Origin of the sequence: Bacillus sp. FSL R5-0585 (genome assembly GCF_038004545.1) — a bacterium.
In the GTDB taxonomy this organism is placed as follows: Bacteria; Bacillota; Bacilli; order Bacillales; family Bacillaceae_G; genus Bacillus_A; species Bacillus_A cereus.
The window spans coordinates 262,591-285,740 of record NZ_JBBORJ010000002.1 but is presented as its reverse complement, the minus strand read 5'-3'; the positions used below and the strand labels follow the sequence as shown (position 1 = coordinate 285,740).

Sequence of the window (23,150 nt, the reverse complement as noted above, 5' to 3'; positions counted from 1 at the left end):
CAAAGACCTACAAGTAGGTAAAGAGTACACTTTAAAAGGTAAATTAATGGATAAAAAGACTAATAAACCATTCGTTGTAAATGGTAAAGAAGTAACTGCTGAAACGAAGTTTACACCAAAAGAAGCAGCTGGTTCTGTTACACTAGATTTCACTTTTGATGCAACTGGTTTAGAAGAAAAAGAAGTAGTAGTATTCGAAGAGTTACTGAAAGACGGAAAAGTTGTTACGACACATGCTGATATCAATGATAAAGGTCAAACAGTTAAGTTCGTTAAGCCGTCAGTAAAAACAACTGCTACAAACAAAGCTGATGGTGGAAAAGAGATTCATTCAAAGGATTCTATCACTATTCAAGACAAAGTGGAGTACACTAACTTAGTTGTGGGTAAAGAGTACACTGTAAAAGGAAAATTAATGAACAAAGCTATTAACGAACCATTATTAATTGATGGTAAAGAAGTAACAGCTGAAACTAAGTTTATTGCAAAAGAAAAGAATGGTTTTGTAACATTAGACTTTACTTTTGTTGGTGCTGAACAGCAAGGAAGAGAAGTAGTCGTGTTTGAAGACTTATTACATGAAGGTCAAGTAATTGCTACTCACGCTGATATTAACGATGTAGGTCAAACAGTTCGATTTGTAGAGCCTTCTATTAAAACGACAGCTACAAATAAAGCTGATGGTTCTAAAGAGTTAGATGCTTCTAAATCTGTAACAATCCAAGATAAAGTGGAATACAAAGACTTAATCGTGGGTAAAGAGTACGTTGTAAAAGGTAAACTAATGGATAAAGCAACAAACAAGCCATTATTAGTTGATGGTAAAGAAGTAACAGTAGAATCTAAGTTTACTGCTAAAGAGAAGAATGGTTCTATCACACTAGATTTCACATTTAATGCTTCTGCATTACAAGGTAAAGAAGTAGTAGTATTTGAAGAACTGTATCAAGATAATATATTAGTAGCTATTCACGCTGAAATTGAAGATAAAGGACAAACAGTGAAATTTAAAGAGGTAAAGCCGGAACAACCAAAACCGGAACAACCAAAACCAGAACAGCCAAATCCAGATAAAAATACGCCAACACCAGAGCAACCAAAAGAGCAAGTAAAAGAACAACCACAACCTAAAAAAGAAGTTCAATCTAAAATTGGATGGTTACCACAAACAGGTGCTGACCTTACAAGTTGGATTTCTATGGCTGCAGGCGCATTACTGTTAATTGTTGGTGGAGTTATTTTCTTAAAACGTAAAAACGCATAAAAAATTAAAAAATAAGCACATCTGTTTTTACAGGATGTGCTTATTTTTCGCAAAATGCATGTGATGTCACGAATGATTAAAAATTTATTCAATAAAAAAGCTAACTGCCGCTTTTAAACTTATTGAATTTAACTAATTTAGTTATATATCAATCAACCACGTCCAGCTTGGAAAGATGGATATAGCGACATACCACCATCAGCAAACAGTGTAATACCTGTTACATAGCTCGCTTGTGAAGAAGCAAGCCATGCTGCTACCGCTGCAATTTCTTTCGGTTCTCCGATATATCCCATAGGAACCATACTTTCAACATCGGCACGTTTTTCTGGATCCGCAAATTTTTCAGCATTGATCGGCGTATTCATAGCACCAGGACCAATATTATTTACACGGATTCCTTTTGGTGCATATTCTAGTGCTAATGTTTCTGTCATTAGCTTAACGCCACCTTTACTTGCTGCATAGTGTACAAATAATGGCCATGGAATTTGCTCGTGAACGCTTGACATATTAATAACACTACCTTTAATATCATGCTCAACAAAATATTTAATTGCTTCCCGGCTCCCTAAGAAAGCCCCTGTTAAATTCGTAGCAATTACCCTATTCCAATCACTTAATGGCATTTCATGTGAAGGTACTAAATTTTCGATACCCGCATTATTAATCATTACATCCAGTGTACCAAATTCTTTCACAGCAGATTGAATGAGATTGATAACATCTGATTCAACTGTTACATCCCCTTTTACCGCAATTGCTTCTCCACCTACTTGCTTAACTACTTGTACTACTTCATTTGCCTCTGATTCGTTTGAATAATAATTAATTACAACTTTGGCTTGTTCTTCTCCAAAACGAATTGCCATCGCTCTTCCTAATCCTGTGGATGCACCTGTAATAACAACAACTTTCCCTTTTAAATCTGTATACATAATTTTTTCCTCCTTTTTATCCTTTTGCAATTCCTAACATAATGCCAGCTGCAATAATGAAGATAATTCCAATGACAATTGCAATAAATTGTCGTTTTGTTTTCTTTTCACCTAATATAAAAATTCCACCTAAAGTTGAGATCACGATCCCCATTTGGGAAAGGGAAAAACTTGTTGCCACCCCTACACGTGGCTGGGAAATAAATAAAAACATATTTCCGGCTGCCCAAATTAAACCAGGAATAATATTGCGAACTGCATATTTATTAAATGGTTGATGCTTAAAGGTTAATAGGATTCCACCTAATACCATACCAATGGCTTGTGGTAATAACGCTGACCATCCGTCTATACCGAATAGGCGGATAATTACCACATATACTAAGTAACCAAGAGTTGAAATTAATAAAATCACAATCCCTTTTTTGAAATTTCCTGTTTGTTCATTGTTTTTCTCTTCTTTGCTTTGGAGAGATGTGAGAACGATTCCAATTATGATACAAAGAAGTGCCAGAACACCTAATACAACAGATGTTGTTGTTGACCATTCATGAAATACAATGACCCCAAATAAAGTAGTCGAAACTAATTGCATTCCTGTTGAAATAGGCATTGTTTTAGAAACCCCAATTAAATCAATACTTTTCAATTGATTGGCTTGTCCTAATGCCCAAAATAGGCCTGATATAATCCCGATAATTATCACCATAGGCGTCAAAACGGGTTTTATAAAAATATAAACACCGATAGAAAAAACTAGAGCGCCAAGGGTAGTTCCAAGTACTTGACTGTAAGGACCGCCTCCTAGCTTAACGTTGAACAGTACAATACTTCCCCAAAATAAGGCTGGTAAAATTGCTAATAAAATATCCATTTTTCTAACCTTCCTAAAACATATTTGTTAAGTTGAATACTGGTACGAGACAGTATCTTTGTATCGAGGGAATTATTTTAGAATAAGAGAAGTTTTCCGTTTTTCTACCTCTAATATGTGTTTACCCAAAATAAAAGAAAAATAACATCATGTTGAAAAAGAAAATAACTAGCACGAAATTAAAAAAGTTATTAGAAAAGAATATGATCAATACAATCTCAGGTTTTGAAAATAGGAATAATGGAGAAAAACATGATGTGAAATTAAGCTAGGTTATACAAAAAATACAAGATAAAGTGGAATACAAAGACTTAATCGTGGGTAAAGAGTATATAGTAAAAGGCAAACTAATGGATAAAGTAACAAAAAAACATTATTAGTTGATGGTAAAGAAGTAACAGTAGAATCTAAGTTTGCTGTAAAAGGAAAAAATGCCTCTATCACACTTGATTTCACATTCAACGCTTCTGCATTACAAGGTAAAGAAGTGTTAGTGTTTGAAGAATTGTATCAAGATAACATCTTGGTAGCTATTCATGTTGACATCGAAGATAAGGGTCAAACGGTGAAATTTAAAGAAGTAAAACCAGAGCAACCAAAACCAGAACATCCGCATCAAGATAAAAATACTCCAACTACAGAACAACCACAACCTAAAAAAGAAGTTCAATCTAAAATTGGATGGTTACCGCAAACAGGTGCTGACCTTGAAAGTTGGATCTCTATGGCTGCAGGTGCATTGCTGTTAATTGTTGGTGGAGTAATTTTCTTAAAACGTAAAAACGCATAAAAATAAAAAAATAAGCACATCTCTTTTTACAGGATGTGCTTATTTTTATGTTAGTAAATTAGTCTTATTTACAGTATTCTAATCTATTGGACTATCTTTGAGTTGTTGTAATAATTCCAGGACAGCAAAACAGTCAGCAGCTGCCCGGTGTTTAATTGTTAATTCCGTTGCATCACTTAATGAAATCCATTTTTTTGAGTCTACATAGTCGGCGTACATTTTCATAACACATGTGGATTTAAAATCCTTAAATTCTACATTGTTAGCAATACAGGTGTTTTCTATCATACCTAAATCAAATTCAGCGTTATAGATAAGTAAAGTTTTTCCTACGGTAACTTCACGTAACTCTTTATATATTGCTGTCCACGATGGTGCATCTTGAACCATTTCATTTGTAATACCGTGAATGGAGGTTGCTTCAGCTGGAATATTTATAGATGGCTTAACTAAAGTGTTTAATAGGATGTTTCCTGCTAAATTAATTACGCTTATCTCAATAATTTGATCTCTTGGAGTAAGTCCAGTTGTTTCGGTATCTAAAATAACAAACTGATCTTCATTTATAAAAGTTTTGTTGATAAACGTTTTGATTTTTAATTTTGTTTCTTTTAATTGATTCATAATTACTTGGTGTTCGTAGCAGCTAGGGCAGAGACTTAAACGTAGTTTAGCTTTACTTTGAACAAAATGGCCACACTGTTTACAAGTCCGTTGCTCTATACCTAATTTTCTACCATTTGATAGCGCTAGTTTTTGCTTATCAGATAATTGCCGTTTTTTTTCTGATTTTGAGCGTTCATATAGCTCTATATATCTATTATTTACTCTCTGGAATACCTTAGCTACAGGAGCTTCTAAAGGCTTTAAACCTTCTTTGTTGAGTTTAGTTTTGCTTGCAAGTTCTAAGGGGACCTCGCTCCAATTTTTATAACTTATCATTATTCTTCACCCCAATGGTTAAATTAGCTATTGAAATAAATATGTGGGAATTTTTTGATTGATTATTAACCTTAACTAAATTCTAACTTAATTCTAATTTATGGTAAAATTAAAATGCGGATAGGAAGAAATAGGGTAAATGGTAATGGATTATTAGCATATCGGGGGAATAAAAATGTTAAACAATAATGTATTAGATGAACTATTTAATGAGGTAGCATATGAAGATGAATCGTATTTTTATTATTTTTACACTATGAAAATGGCGGCAACATCAGAATATATTAAATTTGGTCCTGGTGCATTTTTAGAAAATCAACATCAAGTGATTTGCTTTACTAATAAGAGGATAATGATGCTTGAATTGAATCCGTTAACTGGTAAGCTTAATGGTAATAAGATAATAATTGATATTGAAGATGTAGAGGGTATTAAAGTAAAAAGAGGGCTAATAAAGTCTAAAGTTATTGTTACATTAAAAGATAACAAAGGGGATATCGTTATGAATCCAAATAGTTTTACTATTGGATTATCAAATCATAAAAAAAACTTAGTGAAACTGCAAGAGATGTATAGTTAAAAACCAGTCTCTATAAAGTTAGAAATCCATTTTGATTAAGATCTTGATAAAAGACTTATTAGAATGGATTTTTTTCTTTTATAGGGGATAAGTATCATGCCCATCAACTTAAGAATGTTAAATATCTCCAATTGTAAAAAAAACGTTATTTCTCCTAAACAATAGTCTTGTATAGGAGAAATAACATTGCTATTCGATAAAGAGCGTCACACATTTTATTTACATTTTTTGCTTCTTCTACTAGATTTAATAATCCATAGGCATAATTTAACAAAAGAGCAACTGATGGTAATAGTGAAATGCCTTTGTTATATCTATGTAGTAGCGTCATTTCTAACTTTTGTTCTAAACTTTTAATTAATTCGTTCAGTTACATATGTTTAAACATACCCTACCCTTTTGTAGCATTACTAATTAATCCTTCACTTACCAAAGTTTTAAATACGATAAGCTCCTTCATTTTAACCCTTTATTGGGTATCATTATAAATGATAGCAAGCATAATTTATACCTATTTTACACTAGCTTAATAGCAAACTATTATAATATATATAATATTGAAAGTGAGTGATAAACATGATTGGGATGCAATATAAGATTATTTTACCAAAAGATTATGATATAGAGATTATTAGAAAAAGGGTAAAACAGAATGGGTATAAAACAGATGGTTTTCAAGGATTAAATTTTAAGGCGTATTTAATTACTGAGGCTGGAGAAAATAAAAATTTATATAATTCTTATGCCCCGTTATATATTTGGAATAACCATGAAGGAATGAACAAATTTATCTTTGATGGTTTTTATGACAATATTCTAGAATCCTTTTGATGGCAACAAATTAATATTGGTGTCCCTTTATCTATTAACTTAGACAAAGACTTTAATAAAAGTAAATATGTTGTTGAATATACAGGAAATATTCCTCAAAGTAAGTCGTTAAGCCAAATTCCATTTAATACTATTAATAAATATGTGAAAAATGCGGAAAACAGTTTAGGGAACCTATTAGTTTATAATCCTGATAAATGGGGTTATAGCCAATTTAGTTTTTATCAAGAAAAACCAGAAATTGAATTACAAGACCATCTTACATTATATGAGGTTTTACATATTTCAGAATAGAATTTAATCTCAAAAACGATACAACCAAAAAAGGAATGAGAATATATGCCTTTTGTTAGCGTTTACTACCCTGAAGGTTTATCGAATAAAGAAGAATTAAAAAAGGTGAGCAATAGTATTCATAAATCGTTAATTGAACATTTCGAAATACCTGAAAAAGATTATTTTCAAATGTTTGTTCCCTATCCTCCTAATCAATTTTTTTATGATCCGTATTACCTGTTAGAAGAAGAAAAAAAGAGAACAGAAAACATTCTGCATGTTTCTATTACATGTGGGCCAGGAAGAACAATAAACCAGAAAAAGAGGTTGTATCAATCCATATCAAGAGCTATTTCTAATCATTTAAACATCTCTACAACTGATATCTTTATTATATTAAACGAGACATCAGCTGAAAACTGGTCATTTGGTCAAGGAGTAGCACAATTGGTTAATATGAGGGAGGGAAAGAATAGTGAATGATCGTGTCGAATCCAATATACCACAGAAAATGAGAGAAATGGCTCCCGATTTTGTTGATTATAGTGAAAACATATTATTTGAAAGAATATGGAGAGATCCTACTTTAACATCCAGAGAAAGAAGTTTATGTACCTTATCCGCCCTAATTAGTATAGGGAATACTGAACAATTACCATTTCATCTACAATTAGCTGAAAAGAACGGAATTAGCGAAAAGGAAATTATTGCTCTGATAACACATATGGCCTTTTACGTTGGATGGCCTAAAGCCGCCTCTTTATTAAATATAATCATCAAGTAAATATGAAAACTTAATTTTCTGTTTAACCTGTTCTTTCTTAATGTACTTTTAAATAAATAGTGAAAACAAGATTAAAATTTTTTATAAAAATTGAACACCCAATTATAAAGAAAGAATCCATTTTGAACAAGATTGATCAAAATGGATTCTTTTTATTTACCATAGAATTTGGATGTATAAGAAGTTTTTGATCAAACTTTATTTTAAAGAAACAACTATTAGAAAGGGGTACGTTTTTTATGAATCTTTCGATTCAAAATGAACTACAATTATTTGCTGAAGAATTATTTAAACATCTTACTCCTTCATTTCTAGAAAATCTCGCTAAAGAACTAGGGGTGGTACAACGGAAACGTAAGTTTTCAGGGCAGGATTTAGCTACTATCTGTGTTTGGATTAGTCAGCAGGTAGCTAGTGATTCTTTAGTACGATTGTGTAGTCAACTTCATGCTGTTACGGGAACTCTTATGAGTCCAGAAGGACTCAATAAACGTTTTAATAAGAAAGCGGTTTGCTTTTTAAAGCATATTTTCTCCACATTATTAAAAAATAAAATTTGTGACACATCATTGATTCCAAGCTCTTCAATTACCTATTTTCAACGGATTCGTATTTTAGATGCAACGATTTTTCAAGTGCCAAAACATTTAGCAAGTGTGTATCCTGGGTCAGGTGGTTGTGCACAAACAGCGGGTATAAAGATTCAATTAGAATATGATTTACATAGCGGACAGTTTTTAAATTTTCAAGTTGAACCGGGGAAGAATAATGATAAGACCTTTGGAACAGAATGTTTAGCGACATTACAGCCTGGCGATTTATGTATTCGGGATTTAGGCTATTATTCACTGGAGGATTTAGATCAAATGGATCAGCGTGGAGTGTATTATATATCGAGGCTTAAACTAAATAATATGGTGTATATCAAAAATAAGTCTCCTGAATATTTTCGAAATGGCACAGTAAAAAAACAGTCCCAGTACATCAAAGTTGATTTAGAACACATTATGAATACCTTAAAACCAGGACAGGTCTATGAAATAACAGAAGCTTATATTGGAAAGAATAAAAAGCTATTTACACGAGTTATTATATATCGATTAACTGAAAAACAGCTTCGAGAACGTAAGAAAAAACAAGTGTATACGGAAAGTAAAAAGGGTATTACGTACTCAGAGAAAAGCAAACGATTAGCTGGTATGAACATTTATGTTACCAATACACCTTTGGAATGGGTTCCGATGGAACAAATACATGATTTTTATTCTCTTCGCTGGCAGATTGAAATTATCTTTAAAACTTGGAAATCCTTATTTCAAATTCATGACTGGCAAAATATCAAACGAGAGCGATTAGAATGCCACATTTATGGAAAACTCATCGCTATTTTTCTATGTTCTTCTACTATGTTTAAGATGCGACAATTAATTTTAAAAAAGAAGAAAAGAGAATTAAGCGAATATAAAGCCATTGGAATGATACAAGATCATCTATACATTATTTATCAAGCTATACAGCAAAACACCCGAGAAATAACAAGGATTTTACTCCGCTTGTTCCATCTTTTACAGAAGAATGGACGAAAATCTCACAGATATGAGAAGAAAACTGTCTTTGATATTCTAGGTGTTGTCTATGAGTATACTGGATTGAGAAAAAAAAAAGAAAATTGCATAATAAAAAAAGCGAAACCCGTTAGGGTTTATTTGGTATACGCATTTTTAAGAATATACTTCTATTTTAAGAATGTTTTAACCTGGCTGAATGAAGGTTCAGCTTATTTCCCCCTTAAGTTGATGGGCATGTATGGTGACCCCTAATATGGTACTCTTATTAATTTTAAATCACTACTTTGACAGTAATCATTTTTTATCAGATCTCTTTTATTTGTCTGCTTATATTTCTTTTTTCCACCAAAGTATGGAACTGCTTTGAAATGCTGTTCACTATCAAATTCAATTAAAGCTACTAAATAGTTATTTTTATTAAAAATAACAAAATCAAATTTTAATAACTTAATATTTTTACGATCTGGGAATGTGAATTTTCTTTTAAAACGAATATTATGTGTTTTAAGGTAGCTTTTAATAATACGTTTTCCCTTTACTTTCATTACAATAGGGACATCTAGTTCCTGGAACACAATATGAAGGAGTTACTTCATATGTATGACCACAAATCGTGTGTTACATAAGTATCTTCTTTCTTGCTTTTTCATAAGAGCCAATGACTTTGTATTCGTTCCCTACTAGTTGGTATACTCTTTTTACAAATTCATTATATATTTTTATTTTAACCATACTAATTCTCTTCCCTTTGCAATTTGGACAGCCTCTTCCCTTTAAAAAGTTAGAGGTCATGACAATAAATTCATTTCCACAATCATTATGTTTTATATGTGATCGAATCTCCATTCCTTTTCTTTATATTGTTGGGCATTATTAAGAACTCCTTCGTGTGTATATCTATAATAATCTATTAAAACCAACTTTTAATTACAGAATATTACATATATTTTTGAAAAATATTAACAGTATATGTAACGTTTTCTAGTTTAATATATATTTAGATTGCACCAAATATTATCAATTAGGAGGATTAATATGAGATTATTATCAAAAATAGTGATAGCTATGTTGACTGTATTAAGTACATTTGCATTCAACTTAGGTGGACAATTTGATAAGGGGCTTCTTTCTACCTCAAAAGTATATGGGGATGTAATCCAGGCACTACCACAAAACGCGTCAACTATAGAGTTAGAATATGCTCCTGTATATGACTACGACACAGATGGATGTTATGCGACTGCAGCAATTTCTCCAGATGGCACGACTAACCCTGGCCTACCATTGGGCGGTGACGTGAACGGTCACTGTAGAGATCTTCGCCAACTGGAAAATTCAAACACCTATTCTCGGGCCAAATCAAATAATGGTTGGACTGCAATTATGTATGCGAGTTACTTTGAGAAAGATCAAGCTGCTTTAGGCCCTGGATCGTCTGGACATCGACATGACTGGGAACACACAATAGTTTGGGTTAAAGATGGTCAGGTTCAATATGTAACTTATTCAGCACATGGTAATTGGTACACTAAACTTAGCTCAGATGTTAGATTCAATGGAAACCACCCGAAAATTGTATACCATAAGGACGGCGGCTTGACACATGCTTTTCGCTTGGCTAATAGCAATGATGAGCCACCAGAAAACCATTATCATCAGTGGCTCCAACTACCAATGGTTGGTTGGGCTGGCTATCCAAGCCAAGCTATTAGAGAAAAACTAATGACTACGAACTTTGGATCTGCAACACTTGAAATCAAAGATGGAAATTTTGAAAAATCTCTTGCTAGTGCAAAGCCACCCATTAGTTTTGACCCTTATGCAGTGGAACTGGAAAATGGTGATACTTATCAAATAGTTTCCGCATTAAATGATCGTAGTGTGATAGATATGAATCAAGCAGATAATAAGATTATCTTATGGCAAAATAACAACGGTAATAATCAAAAATGGAAACTAGTATACGACTCAAATAAAAATGAATATCAATTTAAAAGCGTAACAAATGAAAATTTAGTATTAGCTTGGAATGATCTTAATGGTTCAAATAATGTAGTTGCTACATCTAATCAAAATAAGGAAGAGCAATACTGGTTACTAACAGAAGCTGGGAATGGATACTATTATGTAAGGAATAAGAAAGATCCAAACAAAGTGTTAGATGTAAGTGGTAATGGTACTGCAAATGGAACGAATGTTTTAGTATATAATTACCATGGTAGTAATAATCAAAAGTTTAGATTTTCCAATGTAACAGGAAATTTAACAAGAGAAGTGGAGTCACTCTATAAGGCACAGCCTGGTCAAAGCAGTAGATCAAGTAATAATTTTTCACTTGAACATCTTGCCGCAGGTACTAAAGTACGAGTTGTTTTAGAAGGAGAAGGTGCTACCTCTTTGTCATTTAAAATTGCAAGAGATAAATCAGGTACAGACCCTGTAATTTGGTCAAATGTTAGAGATGGTTCTATTCTAACAATCCCTTCAGGAGATGATAGAAAGAATTTGTATATCGCAGGTCCTCCTAGCGGATATACTTCTAACGGTACATTTAAAGTGAAATTCTACGCTCTTCCAAACTGAAAAATATTATAGCGTTTTTATTCCTTTTATATTAATGTAATTAGAAAATGAGTATGTATACTTCAAAAGTTTTTTCGGCTTGCTCGATTGGATTAACTATATTAATAGGGAATATAGTGTTCGGTTTCAAATTTTTGTTAAGAGATAAAAGGCGAGGTTAAGTATAGCTGAAAAAACGAAGTCTAATCCATGACTTCGTTTTTTTTTAGGCCTAGTGATGGGTTAGCTGTTCTGGTCCGCAGCAATATTTCCTAATAATAGGATTCATCCAAGGTACGTGTAAAAATAGGTCATAATCTGTATTTTATTCCCATTACCAGATTTCAGTATAACAAAAAGGTGTTTTACTAGTAATGTTACGAATTATTTTTAGTACAGCTAGTGCGGATTGACATCATTTATAAAACATATAATTATAAGGATATATCCAAAAATAATTGAACATACACTCTTTTAAAAAATAGGGCTGAAAGTGAGAAAAAAATTATGATGACTCATATTGTAAAATCTATGGAGTACAATCAAACAACGGATGATTTAAGACATAAAATTGCTATAATCCTACATAGGACGTGGCCAACTATCTGTCCAATGCCTAATAAAGAAGAAATTCCAGAAGCTCATGAAAAAGAGCTGAATGTACGCTCATTTTACATCTGTATAGATGAAAAGCTGATCAGTTATACAGGTGTAATACGTAAAACCATCACTCATAATGGCCAAATATTTAATATAGCTGGGCTTAGTTGTGTGACAACTGATCGGGACTATCGTGGCCAAGGAATTGGCTTACAAACAGTTGCTACAGCTACTCAATGGATTAGGGAGCAAAGTGATATAGATTTTGGTATATTCACTTGTGAACCATCTTTAGCTGATTTTTATAAACGTGCTGGTGCTTGGTCTGTTGTACCAGATATAACCCTTATCGGTAGTAAGGATGAAAAGGCCTTATCTAGTGAACACATAAGAGTTGTTGTTTTAATGCGTCTTTTCTCAGAAAAATCCATGGAAAATGAATCAGTGTTACGCAATACTACTATCAATCTTGATCTTCCAGTTGGTCAGTTTCTATAAGTGCATATAAACTTTACATATAAAACCTTCGTACAAGAAAAAAGACTGAGGCTAAAATCAGACTTTACCCCCATTACTCATACAGCATGATATATTAATATAAATATTAGTTCAAATATTTATGAAGGAGTATTTACATGTTGACGCGTATTGTTTTTATGAGTATAACTGGAATTATATTTATGAGTTTGTTAACAGGTTGTAGCTACGTTGGGAAGTTTTTCACAGAAACTTATTATGTAAAAATTGAAGGTCAAGGAACCAAAGAAAGAGATGCATTCCAATACACTTTAAAAGGATTTAAAGAAAATGGAGAAGAGAAAACAATTCAATTTATTACAAATAGTAATAAACAAATTAAAGAAGGAACATATTTAAGAATTACGGCCGATGAAGATAAAGGCGCTAATAAAAAAACACCAGATAAAATTTCATTAATTAATGGGTATGAAGAAGTTAAAAGTGAAGATGTACCAGAAAAAATAAAAGAGAAATTAAAATAAAGTTTGTCCATATTACTAATTCAATTGAAAAACTAGTATACATAATATAACTTTTAAATATATGTAAATGAAACCCCCTTATCTTTCTTTATCTATATAATAAGAAGAGAAGTTGTGGGAAAATTGATTACAAACATTTCGGATAAAAATCAATATTTATAATATGAGAAGATGTACGGGGATAAATTATCCACTTTATTAAAATTTCATTTTTATTCTGTAAATTTTATATACCTATGAATAAAGTGGATTTTCGGATGAAAATTCTTTTACTAAATTTCTCAATATAGAATACTACTAAATTACGACTCTAATATTCAAAGTTAACAAAAAAGAAATTATAATATAAATATGATGGTTATCCGTTTGTTTACTCCTTGTGCTAAAGATAAGATCGTGTTCCCTGATCTTATCTTTTTATTTTGGACTTTAGATACAAAAAAGAAATCCTTAATAGCTTAAAACTCCCTTGTCATTAGGCCTGAAAGAAGTAAAACTTCAAACTCAGATCTCTGCGTAGCACATTAAAGTAGTAAAAATTGCTTGGAGGAAAACGTTTGGACGGAAATTAAGTGTACCAGAAAATAGAAAACAAGGAAGATATAGGGAGTTTCTTCGGAAATAATATAGTTATAAAAACATAACTGCTTGAAGGTATCCCTTATGTATCTAAAACATTGGCAAAACAAATAGATGATTTTAGAATGTACAAAATGCTAACTAAAAAAGGAGAAGTGATTATGTCAGAAGCTTTTTATATGAAGATTGGTGATTACGAGAGACCTGCAGATATATTGCGGATGCTTGGACATCCTATGCGTTTGATGATAGTTCGAGAATTAATTTTGAAAGGTCCATTAAATGTATCCGAGTTACAGAAGTTACTACGTGTTCCACAATCTACATTGTCACAACAATTAATAAAGTTAAAACAGTTTAAAATGGTTTCCTATGAGCGAAAAGGAAATGAAATTTATTATAAAGTGAGTGACGAAAAAGTGATTGAGAGTATGAAGGAATTAGAATGTTTGCAACAGTGGACGTAAGAAGACATGATAAATCTCTTCATTTCCATAGATTGAAATTAATCTTTTATAGTATATATGGTTTTAAAATAACGAAAAGTAGATAATTTAGATAAATTATATTAACAGGCGTACCACAAGCATTTCGATAAAAAACACGCTAAGAGTATGCAAGGTTTTATGCAAAAAATGGGGAGACATAGGGAACTTTTGAGAGGCCAAAAGGCGCGTCAAAATAGAAATGTATAAAAAATGCATAGAATTATAGAGAAATTCAAGAGAAAAGAGAACCCAAATTGGTCATCTCCCTGTCAAGTAGACAGTAATAAAAAGAGTATTATGCCACGGCCTTTTCCCGATATTCTATCGGGGAAAGGCCGTGAAGTTTTTCTTGGAATCTTTCTGTATTATAAAATTGAATATATTCTTGAATTGCTCGGTAGGCCATTTCATATGTTTTTGGGCACACTAAATACAACTTCTCTGTTTTTAAATGTGAGAAGAATGATTCGATACACGCATTATCAAAACAGTTTCCACGTCTAGAATGACTACCGACAAATCCTAATTTCTCTAACTGTTTTGCGTAGGATTTAGATGTATATTGAAACCCTTGATCTGAATGGAAAAGGGGCTTAGTAGTTAATGACTTCCCTTCTAATTGACGTAATGTAGTTAAAACCAAATCTAAATCATTTCTTGAAGATAGCTTCCAGGCAACAATTTCATTGTTGTATAAATCTAACACAGCTGACAAATAGGCAAATTGTTCTCCGATTCGTACATAAGTAATATCTGTTACGAATTTTTGATTTTGCTTTTCAGCTTGAAACTCTCGATTCAAATGATTTTTAAATACCACAGATGTTTTTCTTCCATAAAACGGACGTTTTTTTCGAATGATAGATTGAATACCCAGCTCTCTCATAAGACGACGAACACGTTTATGATTCATTACCATTCCTTCTCTAGCCAAAGCACGAGTCATACGTTTATACCCATAGTAAGGGTGCTGACGATGAATAGATAAAATATGTTCTTTATGCCACATATCCCTTTTCTGACGTAAACGCTGCACGTTATGATATTTCCGCCATTTATAGTAGCCAGCCTTAGAAACTTCCGCGATTTGAAGCAACCATCGGAGTGGATAGGCTTGGCGTAATGAATCGATAAGAGAAAATCGTTCTTTCTTTAGGACCATTCCTTCCCGTGTAGATTTGGATTGCGCTTTTTTAAATACTCAACCTGTGCCTTCAAATAAGCATTTTCTTCTTCTAGACTATTAAAATTCTTTCGATTCCAGACACCACGTTGATCATCAAAGGACTCCCCTTGTTGCGCACGTTTTACCCACTCAATAATCTGGGCATCGCTCTTCACACCGAGTTGTTCACGAATTTCTCGCAATGATTTTCTCTCTTCTAATCGAAGACGAACTGCTTCTCGCTTTAGTTCTTCTGTATATTTTTGAAATGATTGTCCTTTTCTTGCCATAAAAAAATCCCCTCCAGATAAAACAGTATTGAGTCCATCATATCAGATGGACTCTTTTTTTACTGTCTACCTATAGGGGATAATACCAAATGGATTCTCTTTTCTTGGCATATTTACAACATAGAAAATACTGAGACAACTCTTTCAAAACTTTATTAGGGGAAAGTTTTAAAAAATGTCCTTATAACAATACTTACATAAATGTTATATATAGTAAATTGATAGATTATATACTAACTATTCTTAATTTTGGATAAATTAAGCTTTTGCCATACTAGGATTACCCCAGCATTTCGAAAAAACATGCTAAGCGAATTTATACAAGAAACAGCCAGATTTTACCCTGTTAAGAATAAGTCCACTCTTTTATATACAAAGGACGTAAGGATTATAAATTGGTTACATGTAATCCCTCAAAATTATATTCCCCTAAGAAATTGATGTGTTCCCAATGTAGAGAGCCTCACCCTATCAAAAAAGAAGATCCCGATTCAACAATAGAGAAAGTAAACACCTGTTTGTAAAGGTATACCTTTACAAACTATCGAGCCCTATCTATGAAACGTTGGAATATCAAGTTTATAAAGGTGATTCGAATAGATTTATAAACGTTTATTTTTAATAAACACCTTTATAAACAAAATGGTATAATTGTGGTAACAAATGTGAGGAGAGTACAAAACGTGGCAAATATTTATGGATATATACGTGTAAGTACAAAAGATCAAAATGAACAACGTCAGTTACATAAGATGATGGTAAGAGGAGTGGAAGCTCGGCGCATTTTTGTCGATAAAGCAAGTGGACGAAATTTTGATCGCCCACAATATCAATTGCTAAGAAAAATATTGAGTCAAGGTGATATTGTCTATATAGATGCCTTAGATCGTATGGGCCGCAATTATGATGAGGTAATTTCAGAATGGAAGTATATAACAAGAGAATTACAAGCGAATATCGTAGTTTTAGAAAACGAAACCTTGTTTGATAGTCGGAAATTTCGTGAGATGGGTGATATGGGCCGATTAATGGAAGATCAATTTTTATCTTTGCTATCCTACGTTGCAGATCAAGAGCGCAAAAAAATTCGCCAGCGACAAGCTGAAGGAATTGCAGTAGCTAAGTCTCAAGGAAAACATTTAGGCCGTCCTCAGGTGAACCTTTCGACCTTAAGTAAACAACAAATGAATATAATAGAAGAAACTTATTCAAAATGGAAAAGTGGAGAAATAACTGCTGTTATGTTTATGGAAATGTTAGAGCTAAGGAAAAACACGTTTTATAAATTAATGAAAGAATATGAAAGTAAATTGAATTGAGCTGCCCAATATCCAGTTCTTTTTTTATTTGTAGCAACGCTCTTGGAATATAAAAGGGATTCCGTTAAATCTGGGTGATCTTCAGATGTAGCGATTCAATCTATTAATTATTCACACACCTATAGGAGGATAAACAATCCATGAAAACCGCGAGAATGTTTTCAATACTTATCTACTTATTGAAGAAAAACATAGTGTCTGCTGAAGAATTAGCCAATGAATTTGAAGTAAGTACAAGAACGATTTATAGAGATATGGATGCTTTGTCTTCAATCGGTATCCCTATTATTTCATATTTAGGAAAGAATGGTGGATTTACTTTAATTGATAACTATCAACTAGATAAATTTACATTTAATGAAGAGGAAAAGAAATTTTTATTAGAAGGTTTAACATTAAAAAATGAATTATTCGATATGAATCAACTGTCAATTTTACAAAGAAAAATAGAACTATTGAAAGAAAATAAAGAAGACCATCATTCTAATATCACGATAACGTCATCTACCCTGCACAGAGAAATTATAGAAGATGAAACAAAAGTGAAGATAAAAAAAATGCTCTCTATAATTGATGAGGGAAATAAAATTTGTATTTCTTATGTTTCACAAACAGCGAATGTATCTAGTCGAATTATTCAACCTTTAAAATTAAATTTTATGAATGGTAGTTGGTATTTAGAAGCCTTTTGTGAATCCAGAATGGCCTTAAGATTATTTAAATTGACTAGAATAAGAAATATGGAAGTAATACATGACAATACTAGAACTGTCTATACAGAAGAAAATGAGTATTTGACTAATAAGTCAGCTAAAGTGGAAGAAATTATATTACTGTTTTCGAAAAGTGAACTTGGGAAACTATACGATTTTTTTACCGAGGATGAAATATCTGTACTGGAAGATGGGAGTTTAAAAGTAACCTTTAATTATGATATTAATAAAAATTTACTCCCATTTTTATTGATGTTTGGTAGGCATGTAAAGATACTATCCCCACTATGGCTTAAAAATGAATATATGAATGAAATTAAATTTATTTATAAAAGCTGACAGACTGTTGTCATAGTATGAATGCTACACTTTCTATATCAACTAGTAGGAGGAATTAACAATGAAAGTAGCAATTACTGAAAAACATATTTATGGCAAAAGAATAAGAACAAATAATCAAAATACAGATGCACTACTTAGTCTATGGGAAGAGATTCTTCGTTTAAATTTAAAAGGTGATGTATATGCTGTTTATAATAATTATCAAAGTGATTTTACAGGTGATTATGATTTGCATATTGGTACTGAAGAGAAATGTATTGATGAAAGTAGTGTCATCATTCCATCAGGCAATTATCATGTTATAGAAGTAGATCATACTGATCCACAAGGTGTTTTTAATGCTTGGGTGGATATCTGGAAAAGTGATATAAAAAGAGCATATAAAACTGATTTTCAATTTCACTCTAAAAATGGTGGTATAAGGATATTTCTGTCGGTTGAATAATGAATAGTAAGTTTACTAACTAAAATGGAGGATTCGAACAAATGGATGAGAAAAATCGAGGCTTTTCAGACGCTGATCTCAGCGGTCAAAATTCCTGGGATCCCTCTGTCACAATTCATAGGGACCTTCTTTCTACTAAGGATCTTGTCTATGGACCATGCAGGCTCGAGTGTTCTCAACCACGAATAGAAGCACAAAACGCTGAGTATGGGGCTTATGTATTTAATTTGAATGTTCTCTCCATTAGATTTCGTGTCGCTAAAATTACTCCTACAAAGGTGGGACAATTTGTGACTTTGTGGGAGAGAATTGGGGATGGACCGATTCAGCCATATGACATATCAGATCCAGTCGATTTGTTTGTTATTAGTACTCGCGAAGGGAATAACTTTGGGCAATTTGTATTTCCAAAAACTGTTCTATTTGATCAGGATATAGTATCCAATAAAGGTAAAGGTGGTAAACGAGCAATACGCGTTTATCCACCTTGGGACAAGCCAACGAGCCGTCAGGCTCAAAAGACTCAGATATGGCAGTTAGAATATTTCTTAGAGATACCTGTAAATATACCAATAGATCGCGTTCGTGCTCAAATGCTCTATAGTCTAAATCGTTAATATATAACCCAAACTAAACTACAAACCAGTTTCTTAACGTACAATTTTTTTGATGTGGTGACCCCATGCTCATCAACTTAAGAAATTGATTGTTTCCCAAAACAAAAAAATGAGCTGAATTCTCATAAATAACTGTAGAAGTTAAAAATTTCGTTATGGGGGTGTCTCAAAAGCTTAGCTTGACGGGCATGGGGTACCGCCACATCGCTATCAAGCTAAGATTTTTAATTACCCCCAGAACGACAATTTCATGCATCATTGACTACTGATAATGATGCGTTATGTAGACCTCACAGATAGATATGGGTATACAGTTCTTCTTTTATGGTACACTTCAATAAAAGGGGGGAAGAGGTTTGAAAAAGTGGATTAAAATCACATCAACCTTAGTTATTGCTATAGCAGTTGGTATTTTTACTGGTTACAAAGTCGGTACGTATGCAGGTTCAGACGTTAAGGAAAAGCAGACTGAGAGAATTAAAGGGGAAGAGGTAATACTTGACCTCAACTCTGATCGTCATATAATCAATGCAATGCACAAAATGACTCATCAAAAAGTATTATCTCACGAAAAGCAAGGATTTATCAAAATGACTCCAGAAAATATCGGAAAAGTACGTCGAGCGATTGATGAAAGTAATAGTGGAACCTTACAACATAAAGAACAGTACCTTAAGATGTTGGTTCGTTGGTATGAAGGCGATTTCTCTCAATCGGTTGAGGAGCATAATTTATTATGGGAATGGGACAATAACAGCACTGGTAAAGCATACAAATTAGCGACACCGGAACAAGAAGAAGCATACATTTTAGAACAAGCGAAGTCTGAAAAATAATAAAGGGGTATCGTCACCTCGCTATCAAACTAATAAAAAGAAATGCCACCCTAAAATGAAAAAATGCGCTATTCTTTCTGTAGAATCATAGGAAAGGATGGCGTTTTTTATGTCTGTTTCTGTGTCTGACGAATTACAACTATTTGCTCAAGAGATTCAAAGTTTGTTATCTCCAAATACCTTGCGAGATCTTGCTAGAGATGTTGGTTTTGTACAACGAAGCAGTAAGTATCAAGCAAAAGATTTAGTAGCTTTATGTGTATGGGTGAGCCAAAATATAGCTATGACTTCTTTAGCTCAGTTATCTAGCTGTTTAGAAGCATCAACAGCAGTACTTATCAGTCCTGAGGGACTGAATCAACGATTTAATAAGGCGGCCGTCCAACTTTTACAACACCTACTGGCCGAACTACTAACCAAAAAATTGGCCGCATCTATGCCGATTTCTTATCCATACACTTCTGTTTTCAAGCGTATTCGTATTTTAGATTCAACTGCATTTCAACTCCCTGATGTATTTTCATCGGTTTATCCAGGTGCAGGAGGATGCAGCCATACAGCTGGGGTGAAGATTCAGCTTGAGTATGATTTATTAAGTGGACAGTTCCTACATATTCATACAGGCCCAGGTAAACAACATGATCGAACCTACGGTTCTCTGTGTGTCCCAAATGTGTCAGCGAATGATTTATGTATCCGAGATTTAGGTTATTTTCATTTGAAAGATCTTCAACATATACAAGATAAAAAGGCTTATTATATCTCACGTATCAAATCGAATACACGTATGTATCAAAAGAACCCTAACCCTGATTATTTTCAAGATGGCAGAATCAAGAAAAGTACAGAGTATATCCAGATAGATATGGAGGTTTTAATGAACTCTCTTCAACCAGGACAAACATGTGAAATATCCAACGCTTATGTAGGAATGACTGATAAAGTCCCAACTCGTGTGATTGTTCATCGACTAACAAAAGAACAACAAAAAAAACGATTACAAGATCAAACTGTAAGAGAAAAAAAGAAAGGAATGAAGTATTCTCCTCGTAGTAAACGACTCAGTGGTATCAATGCATATATGACAAACACCCCTACAGATATTGTCCCGATGGGACAGGTACATGACTGGTATTCTTTGCGTTGGCAAATCGAAATTTTATTTAAAACGTGGAAGTCATTCTTTCAAATTCATCATTGTAAAAAGATAAAATCAGAACGATTGGAGTGCCATTTATATGGTCAATTGATTGCCATTCTACTCTGTTCTTCTATCATGTTTCAAATGCGCCAATTGCTCCTCATGAAGAAAAAACGAGAGCTTAGTGAGTATAAAGCCATATATATGATTAAAGACTATTTTCTTCTTCTATTCCAAACTATACAAAAAAACACCCAAGAGCTATCAAGGGTGTTACTTCGCCTGTTCAACCTCCTACAGCAAAACGGGCGGAAATCTCATCGATATGAGAAAAAAACGGTCTTTGATATATTAGGTGTCGTTTACAATTGTACCCTGTCTGATAATCAAGCCGCTTAATTCAAAAAAGTGAAACCCGTTAGGGTTTATTTCGTATGCAAATCTTTCAATCACCTACACTTGCCCTTTAGAAAAAAGAAACAATCTCGTCTAAAATTGATTTTGCATAAGCTTAGCTTGATAGCGATGGGGTACCGCCACACATCCATCAACTTAAGGTATATTTTCAAACAAAATGCGGTCTTTCCATATAGTTTTTTATTATCTTTTGTAGATTTTATAAAAGCAGGCATATCAAATAAACCCTGACGGGTTTCAATTTTTTACTATGCTACCTGATGAGTAGAAGTGGTATACTCATAGACAACACCCAAAATATCAAAGACTGTCTTTTTCTCGTATCGATGAGATTTTCGTCCGTTGTGCTGTAGGAGGTTAAACAGACGAAGGAGAACCTTTGATAATTCTTGGGTGTTTTTGTGTAATGCTTGGTAAAAAAGTGAAAAATAATCCTTAATTATGTACATCGCTTTATATTCACTTAGCTCTTTCTGTTTCTTACGTAATAGAAGTTCTCGCATTTTAAACATAGTAGAAGAACATAATAGAATACTAATGAGTTGCCCATAAAGATGACATTCTAATCGCTCTTGTTTAATAGATTTACAACGATGAATTTGAAACCAAGATTTCCATATTTTAAATAAAAGCTCAATTTGCCAACGTAATGAATATAAATCATAGATTTTCTCTTTTGGTACCCATTCCGTAGGAATGTTTGTCATATATACCGTAATACCTTGTAAAAGCTTTGTACGCTCTGTATATGTAATTCCTTTTTTCTTTTCACGAATAGCTCGGTCACGTAGGCGTTTCTGTTTTTGCTCCTCGGTACACCTATAAACTACAATACGAGTAGGCAATTTGTCCTTACTCCCTACATATACATCGTGTAATTCATACACTTGGCCAGGTTGTAGTTGTTTCATAATGTCTTCCAAATAAATTTGTATATATACTGGTTTCAATTGAGAGGGTTTTGTTTTAAATACCACTGTTTCGAACTCTTTTCTATATATTTTAGTTGGTAACTTAAGACGAGATAAATAATACCCCTGCTTGTCTTGAATAGACTTAAAGTCTTGTAGACGAAAATATCCTAAGTCACGAATATACAGCTCATTCTTTTGTATCATGCCTGTTCGAGTCGCACCATACGCCTGATCACTTCGTTTTCCTGGTTCAATTTTCACATCAGAAAATTCCCCACTCAACAAGTCATACTCTAGTTGAATTTTCACACCAGCTTTATGACTACATCCTCCGGCACCAGGATAGGTAGATGCTAATCGATCTGGAACCTGAAAGGTTGTAGAATCAAGGATGCGAATGCGCTCAAAGTAGGAAGAAAGAGATTGAGAAATCTTAGATACGCCTCCAATTTTAGCTTGTAGAAGTGTAGTAAATACAGTTCGAAAGAAGGCTACAGAAGCAGAGTTAAATCGCCGATTAAGTCCTTCCGGACTTAATAAAACTCCTGTTGAAGTTTCTAATTGACTACATAGTTGAGTAAGAGAGGTAGTAGCGACTTGTTGATTTAGCCATACACACAAAGATAAGAAATGGTGCCCGTGGCACTTACGTTTTCGTTTCATTCCGCCTGCTTCTATGGCTAATTGATTAAGTGTAGCGGGAGACATATATCGATATAACTCTTCAGCGAATAAAGATAATTCTTGTTTTTGATTCATATTCATAAAAAACACGTCACCCTTTCTCATTAACATAAGAAAATAGTAACGTGCTTTTAACTTCAAAAATAGTCTAAATCCTTAAGTTGATGGATGTGGGGTACCGCCACATTTC

General features: G+C 33.1%; 20 protein-coding genes and 3 pseudogenes. 17 read left to right on the top strand and 6 right to left on the bottom strand.

The features are described 5' to 3' along the window. Positions 1–1,264 (top strand): VaFE repeat-containing surface-anchored protein (locus MKY38_RS27870; protein ID WP_341050781.1); only part of this gene is annotated, 1,264 nt, incomplete at its 5' end. A 152-nt stretch (positions 1,265–1,416) separates the two neighbouring features. Here the strand turns inward: MKY38_RS27870 and gdh are convergent. Beyond that, a complete protein-coding gene (gene gdh, locus MKY38_RS27865; RefSeq protein ID WP_341050778.1) occupies positions 1,417–2,202 on the bottom strand; it encodes a glucose 1-dehydrogenase in 786 nt (261 codons plus the stop codon). A gap of 16 nt (positions 2,203–2,218) precedes the next feature. Then, the gene (locus MKY38_RS27860) at positions 2,219–3,076 is read right to left on the bottom strand and encodes a RhaT/GlcU family sugar-proton symporter (protein ID WP_341050775.1); all 858 of its coding nucleotides are present in this window, start codon (positions 3,074–3,076) and stop codon (positions 2,219–2,221) included. A gap of 284 nt (positions 3,077–3,360) precedes the next feature. Between MKY38_RS27860 and MKY38_RS27855 the strand changes: the two are divergent. Beyond that, positions 3,361–3,866, top strand: a pseudogene (locus tag MKY38_RS27855) (VaFE repeat-containing surface-anchored protein); the annotation flags it as partial. Between the two features lie 78 nt (positions 3,867–3,944). On the opposite strand, the gene MKY38_RS27850 reads toward MKY38_RS27855, so the two are convergent. After that, the gene (locus tag MKY38_RS27850; protein ID WP_098939075.1) at positions 3,945–4,808 is read right to left on the bottom strand and encodes a 3'-5' exonuclease; all 864 of its coding nucleotides are present in this window, start codon (positions 4,806–4,808) and stop codon (positions 3,945–3,947) included. 175 nt (positions 4,809–4,983) lie between these two features. Here MKY38_RS27850 and MKY38_RS27845 point away from each other — a divergent pair, with 175 nt between their 5' ends. The 5 genes and pseudogenes from MKY38_RS27845 to MKY38_RS27825 all read left to right on the top strand — a co-directional run. Continuing rightward, positions 4,984–5,388, top strand: a complete 405-nt coding sequence (locus tag MKY38_RS27845; RefSeq protein ID WP_088093262.1) for a PH domain-containing protein — start codon at positions 4,984–4,986, stop codon at positions 5,386–5,388. A gap of 576 nt (positions 5,389–5,964) precedes the next feature. Continuing rightward, positions 5,965–6,513 (top strand): annotated as a pseudogene (locus MKY38_RS27840) (DUF4865 family protein). 45 nt (positions 6,514–6,558) lie between these two features. Continuing rightward, a complete protein-coding gene (locus MKY38_RS27835) occupies positions 6,559–6,978 on the top strand; it encodes a tautomerase family protein (RefSeq protein ID WP_153600923.1) in 420 nt (139 codons plus the stop codon). Beyond that, positions 6,971–7,279: a carboxymuconolactone decarboxylase family protein gene (locus tag MKY38_RS27830; protein WP_050822565.1), complete on the top strand. Its 309-nt coding sequence runs from the start codon at positions 6,971–6,973 to the stop codon at positions 7,277–7,279. The genes MKY38_RS27835 and MKY38_RS27830 overlap by 8 nt, the downstream gene beginning before the upstream one ends. Before the next feature lie 239 nt (positions 7,280–7,518). Continuing rightward, positions 7,519–8,946, top strand: a pseudogene (locus MKY38_RS27825) (IS4 family transposase); the annotation flags it as partial. Between the two features lie 149 nt (positions 8,947–9,095). On the opposite strand, the gene MKY38_RS27820 reads toward MKY38_RS27825, so the two are convergent. Further along, positions 9,096–9,392 (bottom strand): DUF2726 domain-containing protein, encoded by a 297-nt coding sequence (locus MKY38_RS27820; protein WP_262937027.1) that lies wholly within the window; start codon positions 9,390–9,392, stop codon positions 9,096–9,098. 490 nt (positions 9,393–9,882) lie between these two features. Here MKY38_RS27820 and MKY38_RS27815 point away from each other — a divergent pair, with 490 nt between their 5' ends. The 4 genes from MKY38_RS27815 (at position 9,883) to MKY38_RS27800 (ending at position 14,056) form a co-directional block, all read left to right on the top strand. After that, on the top strand, positions 9,883–11,430 hold the full coding sequence (locus MKY38_RS27815) for an NPP1 family protein (protein WP_341050766.1): 1,548 nt from the start codon (positions 9,883–9,885) through the stop codon (positions 11,428–11,430). A 486-nt stretch (positions 11,431–11,916) separates the two neighbouring features. After that, a complete protein-coding gene (locus MKY38_RS27810; protein WP_262937029.1) occupies positions 11,917–12,507 on the top strand; it encodes a GNAT family N-acetyltransferase in 591 nt (196 codons plus the stop codon). Positions 12,508–12,644: 137 nt separating this feature from the next. Further along, on the top strand, positions 12,645–13,010 hold the full coding sequence (locus MKY38_RS27805) for a YxeA family protein (protein ID WP_262937030.1): 366 nt from the start codon (positions 12,645–12,647) through the stop codon (positions 13,008–13,010). Positions 13,011–13,750: 740 nt separating this feature from the next. After that, entirely contained in the window at positions 13,751–14,056 is a 306-nt protein-coding gene (locus tag MKY38_RS27800) for an ArsR/SmtB family transcription factor (protein ID WP_262937031.1), read from the top strand. A gap of 316 nt (positions 14,057–14,372) precedes the next feature. Here the strand turns inward: MKY38_RS27800 and MKY38_RS27795 are convergent. Beyond that, a protein-coding gene (locus tag MKY38_RS27795) for an IS3-like element ISBth8 family transposase (protein WP_087874946.1) occupies positions 14,373–15,532 on the bottom strand; the annotation gives its coding sequence in 2 pieces (ribosomal slippage) (positions 14,373–15,274 and positions 15,274–15,532; 1,161 coding nt in all). Positions 15,533–16,215: 683 nt separating this feature from the next. Here MKY38_RS27795 and MKY38_RS27790 point away from each other — a divergent pair. The 6 genes from MKY38_RS27790 (at position 16,216) to MKY38_RS27765 (ending at position 21,344) form a co-directional block, all read left to right on the top strand. Next, the gene (locus tag MKY38_RS27790) at positions 16,216–16,851 is read left to right on the top strand and encodes a recombinase family protein (protein WP_341050762.1); all 636 of its coding nucleotides are present in this window, start codon (positions 16,216–16,218) and stop codon (positions 16,849–16,851) included. 140 nt (positions 16,852–16,991) lie between these two features. Continuing rightward, positions 16,992–17,903 carry a helix-turn-helix transcriptional regulator gene (locus MKY38_RS27785; RefSeq protein ID WP_262937032.1) on the top strand — a complete coding sequence of 304 codons (912 nt, stop codon included), beginning with the start codon at positions 16,992–16,994 and terminating at the stop codon, positions 17,901–17,903. A 61-nt stretch (positions 17,904–17,964) separates the two neighbouring features. After that, positions 17,965–18,351, top strand: coding sequence for a GyrI-like domain-containing protein (locus tag MKY38_RS27780; RefSeq protein WP_262937033.1), 387 nt, complete (start codon positions 17,965–17,967; stop codon positions 18,349–18,351). A 41-nt stretch (positions 18,352–18,392) separates the two neighbouring features. Further along, positions 18,393–18,968 (top strand): MepB family protein, encoded by a 576-nt coding sequence (locus MKY38_RS27775; RefSeq protein WP_262937034.1) that lies wholly within the window; start codon positions 18,393–18,395, stop codon positions 18,966–18,968. 356 nt (positions 18,969–19,324) lie between these two features. Then, entirely contained in the window at positions 19,325–19,804 is a 480-nt protein-coding gene (locus tag MKY38_RS27770) for a PRK06770 family protein (RefSeq protein WP_048565371.1), read from the top strand. A 109-nt stretch (positions 19,805–19,913) separates the two neighbouring features. Continuing rightward, positions 19,914–21,344: an IS4 family transposase gene (locus MKY38_RS27765; RefSeq protein ID WP_341050756.1), complete on the top strand. Its 1,431-nt coding sequence runs from the start codon at positions 19,914–19,916 to the stop codon at positions 21,342–21,344. 266 nt (positions 21,345–21,610) lie between these two features. On the opposite strand, the gene MKY38_RS27760 is transcribed toward MKY38_RS27765, so the two are convergent. Beyond that, positions 21,611–23,041, bottom strand: coding sequence for an IS4 family transposase (locus MKY38_RS27760; protein WP_262937035.1), 1,431 nt, complete (start codon positions 23,039–23,041; stop codon positions 21,611–21,613). Between the last annotated feature and the right edge of the window lie 109 nt (positions 23,042–23,150).

Excerpts from the sequence above, each read along its gene's own strand:
- MKY38_RS27775 (WP_262937034.1), top strand. The coding sequence starts at position 18,393 with ATGGATGAGAAAAATCGAGGCTTTTCAGACGCTGATCTCAGCGGTCAA.
- MKY38_RS27850 (WP_098939075.1), bottom strand. The coding sequence starts at position 4,808 with ATGATAAGTTATAAAAATTGGAGCGAGGTCCCCTTAGAACTTGCAAGC.
- MKY38_RS27810 (WP_262937029.1), top strand. The coding sequence starts at position 11,917 with ATGATGACTCATATTGTAAAATCTATGGAGTACAATCAAACAACGGAT.
- MKY38_RS27860 (WP_341050775.1), bottom strand. The coding sequence starts at position 3,076 with ATGGATATTTTATTAGCAATTTTACCAGCCTTATTTTGGGGAAGTATT.
- gdh (WP_341050778.1), bottom strand. The coding sequence starts at position 2,202 with ATGTATACAGATTTAAAAGGGAAAGTTGTTGTTATTACAGGTGCATCC.
- MKY38_RS27820 (WP_262937027.1), bottom strand. The coding sequence starts at position 9,392 with ATGAAAGTAAAGGGAAAACGTATTATTAAAAGCTACCTTAAAACACAT.
- MKY38_RS27760 (WP_262937035.1), bottom strand. The coding sequence starts at position 23,041 with ATGAATATGAATCAAAAACAAGAATTATCTTTATTCGCTGAAGAGTTA.
- MKY38_RS27785 (WP_262937032.1), top strand. The coding sequence starts at position 16,992 with ATGAAAACCGCGAGAATGTTTTCAATACTTATCTACTTATTGAAGAAA.
- MKY38_RS27780 (WP_262937033.1), top strand. The coding sequence starts at position 17,965 with ATGAAAGTAGCAATTACTGAAAAACATATTTATGGCAAAAGAATAAGA.
- MKY38_RS27765 (WP_341050756.1), top strand. The coding sequence starts at position 19,914 with ATGTCTGTTTCTGTGTCTGACGAATTACAACTATTTGCTCAAGAGATT.
- MKY38_RS27835 (WP_153600923.1), top strand. The coding sequence starts at position 6,559 with ATGCCTTTTGTTAGCGTTTACTACCCTGAAGGTTTATCGAATAAAGAA.
- MKY38_RS27815 (WP_341050766.1), top strand. The coding sequence starts at position 9,883 with ATGAGATTATTATCAAAAATAGTGATAGCTATGTTGACTGTATTAAGT.
- MKY38_RS27800 (WP_262937031.1), top strand. The coding sequence starts at position 13,751 with ATGTCAGAAGCTTTTTATATGAAGATTGGTGATTACGAGAGACCTGCA.
- MKY38_RS27805 (WP_262937030.1), top strand. The coding sequence starts at position 12,645 with ATGTTGACGCGTATTGTTTTTATGAGTATAACTGGAATTATATTTATG.
- MKY38_RS27845 (WP_088093262.1), top strand. The coding sequence starts at position 4,984 with ATGTTAAACAATAATGTATTAGATGAACTATTTAATGAGGTAGCATAT.